This window comes from Aquabacterium sp. (genome assembly GCF_035476535.1).
Classification (GTDB): Bacteria; Pseudomonadota; Gammaproteobacteria; order Burkholderiales; family Burkholderiaceae_C; genus Pseudaquabacterium.
Genome location: NZ_DATILJ010000244.1, coordinates 49,063 through 60,972, shown reverse-complemented (window position 1 = coordinate 60,972; position 11,910 = coordinate 49,063). Strand labels below are relative to the sequence as shown.

The window sequence follows — 11,910 nt, the reverse complement described above, 5'->3', positions numbered from 1 at the left end:
CGGCCGGCAAACAGCGCCCAGCCGAAGAGGAAGAACATGCCGTTGTGCAGCCATTCCGCCGGCGGCGGCAACAGCGAACCCACCGGCGCCAGGATGCCGTTGCGGTAACCGGCCCCCGCCAGCACCAGCGGCAGGGTCAGCGGCACAAAGCCCCACCAGCGGGCGCCCAGTTGGCGCATCAGCCGCGGCACGGCCGAGGCCCAGGCGGGCGGCAGGCGCTGTGCCAGCCAGCTTGCCAGCGCGGTGGCCACGGCAAACCACCACAGCAGGTACACGAACCACAGGTGCAGGGTGTTGAGGCGCGGCTTGCCGTCCATCGGCGGGATCAGGCCGGGGTCCAGCCCCCAGCTGCCACGCGCCATGCGGTGCACGAACAGCAGGACCATCGTGACGGTCAGCACCAGGATCGGCGGCCACAACAGCAGGAAGGGCAGCGCGATGCGCTGGAAGCGGTGGCGCAGCATGCCGGCCATGCCGCGCCGCTGCACCAGCATCGCGACGAAGAAGCCGGCAACGATGAAGAACACCGGCATGCGAAACACGTGGATGAAGGCCAGCAGCAAATCGGCCAGCGGGCTGGTGGCGGTGTCGCGCCAGACCAGTGGCGACTCACCGGTCAGATGGATCGCCGCGACATGCACCACGATGCCCAGCCACATCATGCTGGCGCGCAGGTTGTCGAGCGAATGCAGGCGTTGAGGCGTTGTCATGCCCCGCACTGTGCAGCCTGACGTGGCGTGAGGGTCAAGCCCCGGCCGGTGTGTCTTGTTGGATCTGGGTGGGTGTGGGGCCGGCGGCGGCCAGCGCGGTGGCGGCCTTCATCAGGTACTCGCGCGCCACCGGATTCAAGGGGGCGGCATCGCGCAGCAAGGGCTCGCTCTGGTAGGCGCGCTGCAGCCGTTCGCGCAGCGCCGGGTCGCGCCGCGTGACGTGTTCGACAAGCTCGTTCCAGCGCTTCAGCACGGCCAGCACCGGCGGCGCGTGCGGCGGGAGTTGCTGAGGTATCAGCGCCAGCACGCTGTCGGCCAGCGCGGACCACTCCGTATCGGGCACCGGCGCCAGGCGCTTCAGGTCGTCATCCGTGAGGTAGCGTTTCAGCAGCGCGAGCCGCAGCTGCACCGCCTGCTCGATGAACCGGATCATCGCCAGGCCCGGCCGTGCGCTGCTGTGGGCACTGGGCTCGGCGTGGTACATCTCGCCCCAGCGCAGCATCAGGTCGAAGTCGCCCTTCATCCAGGTGTGCATCAGGTTCATCCAGCGCTGGGCCAGCGGCTGCACCCGGGCATCGAGCGGCGAGATGCCGGTGTCCATCAGGGCCTGCACTGCATCGACAACCTGGTTCCATTGGCCTTCGATGCGCGCCCAGTTGCCGAAGATCAGCTTGATCTCGGCGGCGCTGAAGTATTTGTCGCAGGTGCTCATCAGCTGCAGGGTCTCGAGCCAGTCGTTCAGCTCGGGCTCGCTGCCGGCGCTGAACTTGGCCTGGGCCAGCGCCAGGCGGTCGCGCAGCGCGGTGGCCTGTTCGATCTCGCGCTCCAGCGCGCGCAGCTGCCGCGCGACGATCTGCGGCAGGCTCGGGCTCTCTTCGCCGAGCATCGCGCCGATCTCTTCCAGCGGCAGGCCGATGCGGCGCAGCACCTGGATGCCGTGCAGCCGCGCCACATCGGCCTGGTTGTACAGGCGATAGCCGCTGTCCGAGCGGGCCGACGGCCGCAGCAGGCCGATGCTGTCGTAGTGGTGCAGCGTGCGCACCGTGATGCCGGTGCGTTTGGCCAGTTCACCCACTTTCAGCAGCATCAGCGGTCTCCGGCCGCCTCGCCCAGCGTGGCCTGCAGCACGGGCTTCTGCACCTTGCCCAGCGCGGTCTTCGGCAGAGCGTCCAGCAGCACGATGCGGCGCGGCTGCTTGTAGCGTGCCAGCTGGGTCGCGAAGTGAGCGGCCAGGGCGCCGGTGTCCACCGTCTCGCCTGGATGCGCCACCAGCGCCAGCACCGGCACCTCGCCCCAGCGTGCATCGGGCAGACCGACCACCGCGGCTTCGGCCACGCCGGGCCAGGCGGCGGCCAGCTGTTCGATCTCGGCCGGGTAGATGTTTTCGCCGCCGGAAATGATCATGTCCTTGCTGCGGCCGACGATGGTGAAAAAGCCCACCGCATCGCAGCGCGCCAGATCGCCGGTGGCAAACCAATCCTGCAACGGCGGCTGATGGTGGTAGCCGCGCATCATCTGCGGTGCCTGCAGCCAGATTTCACCGACCGCGCCGGCCGGCACCTCGGCGCCCTGGCCATCCACCAGCCGCAGCTGCACGCCCAGCGCCGGCCGGCCGGCCTGGCCGACATGGGCCAGCGCTTCGTCGGGCCGCAGCACGATGGACACCGGCCCGCTCTCGGTGCAGCCGTACACCTGCGCCACCGGCACGCCGCGTGCGTGGAAGGCCTGGATCAACTCGGTAGGCACGATGGACGAACCGCTGTTGACGAAGCGCAGCGACGACAGGTCGGCCGTGGCCCAGCCGGGATGCGTGACGAGCGCCCGCATCACCGCCGGCACCAGCAGGCTGGTGCTGGGCCGCCAATGGGCGACGGTGCTCAGCCACTGGCCGGCCTCGAAACGCGGGGGCAGGTTCAGCGCCGCGCCGCACAGCAGCGCCGGCAGCGTCTGGATGCACAAGCCGCCGACGTGGAACAGCGGCAGCACGCTGAGCACACGCTCGTCTTCGTGCAGGCCTTGGGCGGCGATCGCTGCCTCGGCGTTGGCCAGCATCGCCGTCTGGGTGTGCAGCGCGCCCTTGGGCTCGCCGCTAGTGCCGGAGGTGCAGGCCAGCAGCAGGTCATCGGCATCCAGGCTGTCGTCGGGCGTGCTGCGCAAGCGGCACAGCGAGCGCAAGGCAGCGGCTTGCTCGGCCTTGTCGGAGCTTGCCAGCACGGCGTGCAAGCCGGCGTCATGAGCAATCGCGACCAACTCAGGCAAGGCCAGGCGCCAGTTCAACGGCGCGAACACCGCGCCGATGCGCGCGCAGGCCAGCAAGGCGGCCAGCATCTCGACGGAGTTCTCGCCCAACCAGCCGATCAGGTGGCCGGGCCCATGGCCCTGGGCCTGCAAGGCTCGCCGGTTGGCTTCGACCAGGCTGTCCAGCGTGGCATAGCTGATGTGCGTCGCGCCGGCCTGCACCGCCAGCGCCTTCGGACGACGCTGCACCTGCGCATGGAAGCGCTGATACAACGGGCGCTCGCTCACTCGATGGCCTCGTCCCGTTCGCCCGCCTCGTACAGGCATTCACGGCCCAGGCGGTCCATGCACAACTCGGCTGTCCACGGCAGCATCAGCGAGCCGCAGCGTGAATCACGGTACAGGCGCTCCAGAGGCAGCGACTTCAGCATCGCCTGCCCGCCGCAGGTGCGGATGGCCAGACGGCAGATGTCGTTGGCGTTCTCCATGATCGTGTAGTGCGCGGCATAGAGCCGCATGCGCGCGTCCTTGTCGGGGTCGATGCAGGCATCGCGCGCGTTCTGCAGGAACAGCGCGCGCGTGGCCTCGAGCTTGATGCGCATCTCGGCCACTGCGTATTGCTTGGTCGGGTACATGCGGCGCATCACCGGCGGCATGCCGGGCACCTCGGCGCGCAAGTACTGCACGGTGAAGTCGTAGGCCGCCTGGGCGATGCCCAGGTAGGTCGGCGACAGCGTCGCGAACATGTGCGGGAAGCGGCTCACGGCATGGAAGTAGGCGCCCTCGGGCATCAGCCGCGCTTCGTCCGGCACGAACACTTCGCTGAACAGCAGGTTGCGGCTGACCGTGCCGCGCATGCCCAGCGGATCCCAGTCGCCGCTGATCGTCACGCCCGGTGCGTTGGCCGGCACGGCCAGGTACATCGCGTCGCGGCGCGAGCCGCCTGCCGCCTGGCCGGGCCGCTCCAGCGTGCACAGCACGCCGTAGTAGTCGGCCGCGCCGGCCAGCGAGGCGAAGATCTTCTTGCCGCTGACGACGTAGCCGCCGTCCACCCGCTTGGCCAGCGTGCCCCAGGGCGCCGCACCGGCGGCCGCGGCGCCGCCCTCGGAGAAGGGCTGCGCATAGACCTGGCCGCCCTGCACGATGCGCTGGTAGTGGATGCTGCGGATGCGGTGGTGTTCGGCACGCTCCTCGGCCGTCATGTCCAGCGCATCGGCGATCGCGCCGGACCACAGGCAGGAGCAGACATGCATGTTGAAGCTGAGCGCGGTGGATCCGCACCAGCGGCCGATCTCGGCCGAGACCATCACATAGGTCGCGAAGTCTGCCCCCAGCCCGCCATAGGCCTCGGGCACGCAGATGCCCAGCAGGCCGGCCGCGCGCAGGTCGGCGTAGTTCTCGAAGGGGAAGCTGGCGTCGCGGTCGTAGCGGGCAGCGCGCTCGGCGAAGCCTGGGCCGAGTTCGGCGACGCGCTCGATGAGTTCGCGCTGCAGCGGCGTCAGGTTTGCCGCATTGCCGGCAATGTGCGAAGGCTGGTAGCGCGTGGCCACCGGCTCGGGGCGGGGGCTGGTCATCGCGTGACTCCTTGCAGGAAGCGCAGCAGCGCCGTGTTGAAGGCCTGCGGCTGCTCCATCGTCAGCAGATGGCCGGCCCCGGGCACGATCTCGAGCGCCGCACCGGGAATGCGCTCGGCCATGCGCGCCGCCACGGCCGGCGCGGCGGTGGTGTCGTGCTCGCCGGTCAGCACCAGCGTCGGCACGGTGATGACCGACAAGGCGGCACGGCGGTCGAAGGCCACCAGCGCGGCCAGCGCGCGGCGGTAGGTGGCTTCAGGCACCGCCGCCATCAGCGCCTGCACCGCGGCCAGTCTGTCGGCCGGCAGGCCCGGCGCCACCATGGCCGGCACCAGCTGCGCCGCCATGCCGGCCATGCCCAGGCCGGCGTCCAGCGGCGCGAAGCGCGAGCGCAGGAAGCCCTGCTGCCAGTCGCCTCCCGGTTTGCCGAAAGCCGGCGAGGTGCTGGCCAGCACCAGCGCGCCAACAGCCTGCGGCGCCAGCGCCGCCAGCTCCAGCGCGACCATGCCGCCCATGCTGTGGCCGACCAGCACGGCCGGGGGCGCCTCCAGCCAGCGGATCAGCGCCTCGACCGATCGGGCCAGGCCGGACAACTCATACGGCTCGATGCCCGGCGACAGACCATAACCCGGAAAATCAACGGCCAGCGCACTGAAGCCCGCGGCCGCCAGCGCCGCGCCAGTGCCGGACAGCTCATCGCGCCACACCTCGCGCCCGCCGCCCACACCGTGCAGCAGCAGCACCGGTGGCCCCTCGCCCCAGCGCAGGTGCGCCAGCGGTGCATCGGTGACCAGCCGCGCGCTCACAGCAGCACCCCCTTGTCGACCACCGGAACACCATCGAGCAGCACGCTGCAGCCGCGCAGCGGCAGGTCGAAATGCCCGGCGGTGTGGCGGCCGGCCACTTCGTTCGCGCCGGTGGAATACAGGAAGTTGCCGGCAAAGGCGCGCAGCTCGGTGCCGTTGCAATCGGCCTTGTCGTAGAAGGTCAGTGCATCCCAGCGCGCGCGGCGGTTCAGGCCCCAGCCGACATGCGACACCGCATACGCCAAGGGGTCGTTCCAGGCCGCGAAATAACCCCGCATCAGCTCGGCATCGACACTGCTGCCCTCCACCGCCACCACGTGGTCGCGCTCGATGCGCAGCGCCACCGGGTCGGCGAGGTAGCGCTTGAAGGTCAGGTTCACGTCACCGCGGTCCAGCACCAGCCTGCCCTGCACCGTGCCGGCCGCCGGGAAGGCCAGCACCAGGCCGCCCGGCCAGTGGGACAGGCTGCCGGGCTTGGCGCTGAAGCCCCAGACGCCGCCGATGCGCGCACCGGCGAGGTCGATACGCAGGTCGGTGCCGGCGGCAGACTGCACGCGCATCTCGCGCGCCGCCTTCAGCCGGCGCATCGCCTCGCGCACCGGCGCTTCGTCTTCGGCGCGCGGCAGGCAGCGCTCCAGGATCTCGGGATGCTCGTTGCTGATGGCCAGCACGCGGGCGCCGCCACGCAGGATCTCAGGCAACTCCACCGCATGCTGCAGCCCTTCGACCGTGCAGTCGGCAACAAAGCTGCTGCCGCTCAAGGCCTGCACCACCGGCTGCAAGCGGCCGATGGCGTCCGACGCACCGGTCGAGCGCACCGGCACCGGCGCGCTCAGGCGCGGCGTCGGCACGGTCAGGCGGAACCAGCGCGCGCCCAGCCGCGCCAGCGCCAGCTCGGAGAGTTGCACCAGCGCCGGCCGCGATTGTGTTTCGCACAGCACCGCGCAGGCATCGCCGGGCTGCACGCCGCACAGCCGGAAGGCATCGGCAAACACCTCGATCCACTTGGCTTCGATCACGGCATTCACAGGATTTCTCCGAGCATGCGGTAGTGGCCGCCCTGGAACAGCAGCGGCGCCGTCACCAGATCGGCCATGCGCCGCACGTGGCCGATGAACAACTGGTGGTCGCCGGCCTCGTGCTGGGCCCGCAGTTCGCACTCGAACACTGCCGCACAGGCGGTGAGCACCGGGGCATCACCCAGCCCGGGTGTCCAGTGGCCCTCGGCAAACTTGTCCGGCAACTGCGACGCGAAGCGGCGCGACAGATCCACCTGCGTTTCGGCCAGCACATTGACGACAAAGAAGCGCGCTGCCGAGAACGCTGCCAGGCTGGGACTGGCCCGCCGCAAGGACCACAACACCAGCGGCGGCTGCAGCGACAGCGCGTTGAACGAGTTGGCAGTCAGCCCCACCGGTTGACCCGTGGCGTCGAGGCAGGTCACGATCGTCACGCCAGTGGCGAAGCGGCCGAGCGCCTGGCGCAGCGCCTGCGGATCCAGGTTCTCCGCCTCGGTCATGTCGACCCCCGCAGCACTCACGCTGCGTTGCCCGCGCTGAGGCCCCAGCGCGCGAGCGCCGCATCGTCGGCCACCCGCGCATCGACCCAGCGTGCGCCCTCCGGCGTGGTCTCCTTCTTCCAGAACGGCGCCTGCGTCTTCAGGTAGTCCATCAGGAACTCGCAGCCCTGGAAGGCATCGGCGCGGTGCGCCGAACTGACGGCCACCAGCACGATCTGCTCGCCCGGTTGCAGCAGGCCGACCCGGTGGATCACGCGCACCGCGCGCAAGGCAAAGCGGCAACAGGCGTCGTCGATCATCGTCTCGATCGCCGCTTCGGTCATGCCCGGGTAATGCTCGAGCTCCATCGCACTGACGCCCGCGCCGTCGTTGCGGTCGCGCACGGTGCCGATGAAGCTGGCCACCGCCCCCACGCCGAGGTCGGTTGCACGGAGTGCCGCGACCTCGGTGGAGAGGTCGAAATCGGCGGCCTGGATGCTGACGCGGCTCATGGCGAGGATTGTGGCACTGCGGGTGGGACGCCCATCGCCACTAGAATCGGCCGCATGTTCTCCGCCCCCTTCCTCATCGTCCTGGCCCTCCCGGCCGGCGTGTGCGTGGCGGAGAAATCGAAAAAGCAGCCGCTCGTCTGACCGGGGCAGCTGTTCCGTCGTCGGACGAGCGACGGAACACAGCGGGCACCGGACCGGTGAACTCCCCACAGGCTGCCAGACCCTGCCCCGCCCCACGCCGCACACTCATCCGACCGGTTCTTCCACACGGTCGTTGATGCATGGAGTGTTCGTGATGATGACGTTTTCGGGGATCTGGGTGCCGCTGGTCACCCCTTTTTGCGACGGCCGCCTGGACCTGCCGGCCTTGCGGCGCCTGGTCCAGCATCTGGCCGGCCGAGGCGTGGCCGGCTTCGTGGCCTGCGGCAGCACCGGTGAAGCCGCCATGCTGGACGAGGCCGAGCAGGACCAGGTGCTGGCCACCACCCTCGCCGCTGCCGCCGGGCTGCCGGTGCTGATGGGCCTGGCCGGCGTGCGCGCGGACCTGCTGGCAGTGCGTGCGCGGCGCCTGGCCGCCGAGCACGCCGTCTCGGGCTTGCTGCTCAGTGCACCCGCCTACATGAAGCCGTCGCAAGCCGGCCTGCTGGCGCACTTCCGCAGCGTGGCCGATGCGTCGCCGCTGCCGATCGTGGCCTACGACATCCCGGCACGCACGGGCGTGCGCATCGAACTGCCGACGCTGCTGGCGCTGGCCGCTCATCCCCGCATCCAGGCCGTGAAGGATTGCAGCAGCGATGCCGCGGCCGCCACCGCCGTGCTCGGCGATGGCCGGCTGGCGCTGCTGGCCGGCAACGACGACGAGATGTTCGCGCAGATGGCGCTGGGCGCAACGGGAGCCATCGCGGCCTCGGCGCACCTGCGGGCCGACCTCTTCGTGCAACTTCATCGCCTGCTGCAGCAGCAGCGCTTGCACGAGGCCCAGGCGCTGTGGCGCGCGCTGCGGCCGCTGGCCCAGGCACTGTTTGCCGAACCGAACCCGATGGTGGTGAAGGCCGTGTTGGCGCAGCAAGGCTGGCTGCGCAACGAACTGCGGGCGCCGATGCAGCCGGCCGATGTCGCGACCACCGCGCGTGTGCTGAGTGTGCTGGAAGGCCTGGCGCGCGACTGGCCACCGCGGCCCGCCGAAGACCCGGCGGCCCGCAGTGGCACGCCCGCTCAGGCCGTCGTCGCCAGCTGAACCTCGCGCAGCACCAGCCGGGTGTAGGTCTCGCGCACACCGGCTTTCTGACGCAGGTGCTCGGTGACCTGCACCCGTTCATCCCGGTCGGTGCAGGCCACGCGCGCGGCGTGGTCGAACGCCAGAAAGATGAGCAAGCGCAGTGCATCGCGCAGCACAATGCTGCTCATCCCCGCCCATCCGACCTAGCCCATGCCACCGTTCTCCCGCCGTGCCCTGGCTGTGGGCCTGATCGTTGCCACGGTGAGCGCCAGCGCCCAGAACGCCGGGCCGCCGATCGACGCAGCGACGCGCCAGCAGGTGATCGCCGGCACGATCCGCGAGATGAACGCGCAGTACGTGTTCCCCGAGATGGCCACGCAGGTCGAGACCGCGCTACGCAGCCAGCAGCAGGCCGGTGCTTTCGATCAGCTCACGGGGGCCACCGGTTTTGCCGACAAGCTGACGGAGGCGCTGCAGGCGGTGACGCGCGACAAGCACATCCGCATGCGCTTCAGCGCCACGCCGCTGGAAGACCGCGCGGCCGATCGTGCGCCGACCGCCGGCGAGCGCGAGGCCTACCTGAAGAGTGAACAGGCGCGCAACTTCGGCGTCGAGAAGGTCGAGCGCCTGCCTGGCAACATCGGCTACATCGAGCTGCGCGGCTTCGCCTCGGCCGAGCTGGCCGGCGAAGCGATCGCGGCGGCGATGAACCTGGTCGCCCATTCGCAGGCCTTGATCATCGATCTGCGGCGCAACGGCGGCGGCGATCCCGCCACGGTCGCTCTGATGAGCAGTTATCTGTTTGCCGAACGCACTCACCTGAACGACATGTACTGGCGCGAAGGCAATCGCACCGAGCAGTTCTGGACCCAGGACTGGGTGCCCGGCAAGCGCTTCGACGCGAAGAAGCCGGTCTACGTGCTGACCTCCAGGCGCACCTTCTCCGGCGCCGAGGAGTTCAGCTACAACCTGAAGAACCTGAAACGCGCCACCTTGATCGGCGAGACCACCGGCGGCGGCGCGCACCCCGGCGACATGGTCAAGGTGGCAACGCATTTCCACGTCTTCATCCCCAGCGGCCGCGCGATCAACCCGATCAGCAAGACCAATTGGGAGGGTGTGGGTGTGGAGCCGGATGTGAAGGTGGCAGCCGACGATGCGCTGCGCGTGGCGCAGGTGATGGCCTTGAAGCCCATCGTCGAATCGCAGCCCGATGCCGAGGTTAGGGCCGCCCTGCAGACGCGGCTGGCCGAGCTGGAACGCGGCGGCACCCGGCCGCAGTAGCGCGGCGTCAGCCGCCGGTCACCGGCGGAAAGAACGCCACCTCGGCGCCTTCGCCGACCTTCGTGGCTTCGTCAGCCATCACCTGGTTCAGCGCGCAACGCAGCGCTCGGCCGCGGGCCAGCACCTCGGCATGGCGGCCGCCGCGCGCGATCAGCATGTCGCGCAGCTCGCCCAACGTCCCGCCTGCCGGCCAGTCGATGCGCTCGCCGGCGCCCAGGGCCTCGCGCAGCGAGGCGAAATAACGCAGATTGACGATGGCCATGCTCAACCGCCGATCAGGGATGTCAACAGCAGCAGCCGCACCGTGTCGCCACGTCGTATCGCCTGGCTGGGCGGGTTGTCGACCAGGCCGTCGGCCCACACCGCCGAGGTCAGCACGCCGGAACTCTGGTTCGGGAACAGCTCGACCCCGCCCTCGGCATTGAAGCGGGCGCGCAGGAACTCGCGCCGCTTGTCCGGCTGCGGCCAGTCGAAATCGGCGCGCACGGCCACGGCCTGCGGCAACGCGGCCGGGCAGGCTTGCAGCGTGCGCAGCACCGGCGCAACGGCGAGCAGAAAAGTCACGAAGCTGGACACCGGGTTGCCGGGCAGGCCCATGAACAGCGTCTCGCCGCCCTCGCGCTTGACGGCGCCGAAGGCCAGCGGCTTGCCGGGTTTCATCGCCACCTGCCAGGCTTCCAGCCAGCCTTCGGCCTGGACCGCCGGCTTCAGGTGGTCCTCTTCGCCGACCGAGACACCGCCGGACGTCAGGATCAAGTCGTTGCCGGCGGCCGCGCGGCGCAGCGCTTCACGCGTCGCGTCCAGCTGGTCCGGCACGATGCCGAGATCGACCACCTCGCAGCCGGCGGCCTGCAGCAGGCCGCGCAAGGTGAAGCGGTTGGAGTTGTAGATCGCACCGGGTTTCAGCGGCTGGCCGGGCATCACCAGTTCGTCGCCGGTCGAGAACAGCGCGACGCGGGGGCGGCGGCAGACGGCGAGCGTCGCCGCGCCGACCGAGGCCGCCAGGCCCAGCGCCTGCGGCGTCAGCCGGCTGCCGGCGGCCAATACTTCGGCACCGTGCATCACGTCTTCGCCGCACCGGCGTATCCATTGGCCTGAAGCCGGCACGGTGTTGACGCGCACCGCCCCCAGCGCCTCGCCGGCCACCGCCTCGCACTGCTCTTGCATCACCACGGCATCGGCCCCCGCCGGCACCTGCGCACCGGTGAAGATGCGCGCCGCCGTGCCGGCCGCCAGCGGCTGGCCGACGACGCCCGCGGGGATGCGCTGGCTCACCGGCAGCAGCGCGCCCGCCGCCGGCACATCGGCCGCGCGCAGCGCGTAGCCGTCCATCGAGCTGTTGTCCGCCGGCGGCACATCCAGCGATGAATGCACGCCCCGGGCCAGCACGCGGCCCAGTGCGTCGAAGCTCGACACGGTGTCGCTGTCCGCGATGCGGCGTTCGCTGGCCACCTGCAGCAGCCGCGACAGCACCTCGTCCAGGCTCAGCAGGGTCGGGCGTTGTTCAGCCATGGATCTCGGGCCGGTAGTGGAAGCGATCGGCAGTGTCCATCAGGTACGAAGCCAGCGCCGGTACCGCGGCCATGTCGAACACTGGGCGCAGCGTGGCCACCGGTAAGGCACTGGGCGCATCGGTGGCGATCGCGACGACGAAAGGCTCGTCCGGATAGATCGGCGCCTCGTCGAGCGCCTGGCGCCAGACCTCGATCTTCGGGATGTCGGCCTGCTTGAAGCCTTCGACCAGCAGCCAGTCGCACTCCACCATCTCGGCGATCAGCTGGTGCACGCTGGGCTGGCCCTCGACCTCGTACTCGCGCATCTTCGCGAGGCGGTGGCCCGAGGCGATCATCACCTCGAAGGCGCCGGCCTGGCGATGGCGCCAGGTGTCCTTGCCGGGATGGTCGATGTCGAAGGTCTTGTGCGCATGCTTGATCACCGAGACGCGCTGGCCGCGCGCCTTCAGCTCGGCGATCAAGCCCTCCATCAGCGTCGTCTTGCCGACGCCGGAGCAGCCGCAGAAGCCGACGACGTTCATGCCAGTGCCGCCGGGCCGTTCCCAAGGCACTGGC

The 11,910-nt window shown here is 70.2% G+C and carries 14 protein-coding genes; 2 read left to right on the top strand and 12 right to left on the bottom strand.

The genetic code is table 11. The features are described 5' to 3' along the window. The 8 genes from VLK61_RS24285 to VLK61_RS24250 form a co-directional block, all read right to left on the bottom strand. Window positions 1-710 (bottom strand): acyltransferase family protein (locus VLK61_RS24285; protein ID WP_325424825.1); only part of this gene is annotated, 710 nt, incomplete at its 3' end. A gap of 34 nt (window positions 711-744) precedes the next feature. Then, window positions 745-1,797 (bottom strand): MerR family transcriptional regulator, encoded by a 1,053-nt coding sequence (locus tag VLK61_RS24280; protein WP_325424824.1) that lies wholly within the window; start codon window positions 1,795-1,797, stop codon window positions 745-747. After that, a complete protein-coding gene (locus tag VLK61_RS24275; RefSeq protein WP_325424822.1) occupies window positions 1,797-3,236 on the bottom strand; it encodes a class I adenylate-forming enzyme family protein in 1,440 nt (479 codons plus the stop codon). The genes VLK61_RS24280 and VLK61_RS24275 overlap by 1 nt, the downstream gene beginning before the upstream one ends. Further along, window positions 3,233-4,522, bottom strand: coding sequence for an acyl-CoA dehydrogenase family protein (locus tag VLK61_RS24270; protein ID WP_325424819.1), 1,290 nt, complete (start codon window positions 4,520-4,522; stop codon window positions 3,233-3,235). The genes VLK61_RS24275 and VLK61_RS24270 overlap by 4 nt, the downstream gene beginning before the upstream one ends. After that, entirely contained in the window at window positions 4,519-5,328 is an 810-nt protein-coding gene (locus VLK61_RS24265; protein ID WP_325424817.1) for an alpha/beta fold hydrolase, read from the bottom strand. Before VLK61_RS24265 ends, VLK61_RS24270 begins: the two co-directional genes overlap by 4 nt. Next, the gene (locus VLK61_RS24260; protein ID WP_414636852.1) at window positions 5,325-6,356 is read right to left on the bottom strand and encodes a peptidase M29; all 1,032 of its coding nucleotides are present in this window, start codon (window positions 6,354-6,356) and stop codon (window positions 5,325-5,327) included. Before VLK61_RS24260 ends, VLK61_RS24265 begins: the two co-directional genes overlap by 4 nt. After that, window positions 6,353-6,847, bottom strand: a complete 495-nt coding sequence (locus tag VLK61_RS24255; protein WP_325424815.1) for a flavin reductase family protein — start codon at window positions 6,845-6,847, stop codon at window positions 6,353-6,355. The genes VLK61_RS24260 and VLK61_RS24255 overlap by 4 nt, the downstream gene beginning before the upstream one ends. 17 nt (window positions 6,848-6,864) lie before the next feature. Beyond that, a complete protein-coding gene (locus tag VLK61_RS24250; RefSeq protein ID WP_325424813.1) occupies window positions 6,865-7,338 on the bottom strand; it encodes a molybdenum cofactor biosynthesis protein MoaE in 474 nt (157 codons plus the stop codon). 295 nt (window positions 7,339-7,633) lie between these two features. On the opposite strand from VLK61_RS24250, the gene VLK61_RS24245 reads away from it, so the two are divergent. Beyond that, entirely contained in the window at window positions 7,634-8,575 is a 942-nt protein-coding gene (locus VLK61_RS24245; RefSeq protein ID WP_325424811.1) for a 4-hydroxy-tetrahydrodipicolinate synthase family protein, read from the top strand. Here VLK61_RS24245 and VLK61_RS24240 read toward each other — a convergent pair. Continuing rightward, window positions 8,554-8,745 (bottom strand): hypothetical protein, encoded by a 192-nt coding sequence (locus tag VLK61_RS24240; RefSeq protein ID WP_325424809.1) that lies wholly within the window; start codon window positions 8,743-8,745, stop codon window positions 8,554-8,556. The genes VLK61_RS24245 and VLK61_RS24240 overlap by 22 nt on opposite strands. 22 nt (window positions 8,746-8,767) lie before the next feature. Between VLK61_RS24240 and VLK61_RS24235 the strand changes: the two genes are divergently transcribed. Beyond that, window positions 8,768-9,841: a S41 family peptidase gene (locus VLK61_RS24235; RefSeq protein WP_325424807.1), complete on the top strand. Its 1,074-nt coding sequence runs from the start codon at window positions 8,768-8,770 to the stop codon at window positions 9,839-9,841. A 7-nt stretch (window positions 9,842-9,848) separates the two neighbouring features. Here the strand turns inward: VLK61_RS24235 and VLK61_RS24230 are convergent, their stop codons facing one another. The 3 genes from VLK61_RS24230 to mobB are packed head-to-tail and all read right to left on the bottom strand — an operon-like array spanning window position 9,849 to window position 11,876. Next, entirely contained in the window at window positions 9,849-10,103 is a 255-nt protein-coding gene (locus tag VLK61_RS24230) for a MoaD/ThiS family protein (protein WP_325424805.1), read from the bottom strand. A gap of 2 nt (window positions 10,104-10,105) precedes the next feature. Further along, a complete protein-coding gene (gene glp, locus VLK61_RS24225) occupies window positions 10,106-11,353 on the bottom strand; it encodes a gephyrin-like molybdotransferase Glp (protein ID WP_325424803.1) in 1,248 nt (415 codons plus the stop codon). Then, window positions 11,346-11,876 carry a molybdopterin-guanine dinucleotide biosynthesis protein B gene (mobB, locus tag VLK61_RS24220; protein ID WP_325424801.1) on the bottom strand — a complete coding sequence of 177 codons (531 nt, stop codon included), beginning with the start codon at window positions 11,874-11,876 and terminating at the stop codon, window positions 11,346-11,348. The genes glp and mobB overlap by 8 nt, the downstream gene beginning before the upstream one ends. Window positions 11,877-11,910: the final 34 nt, after the last annotated feature.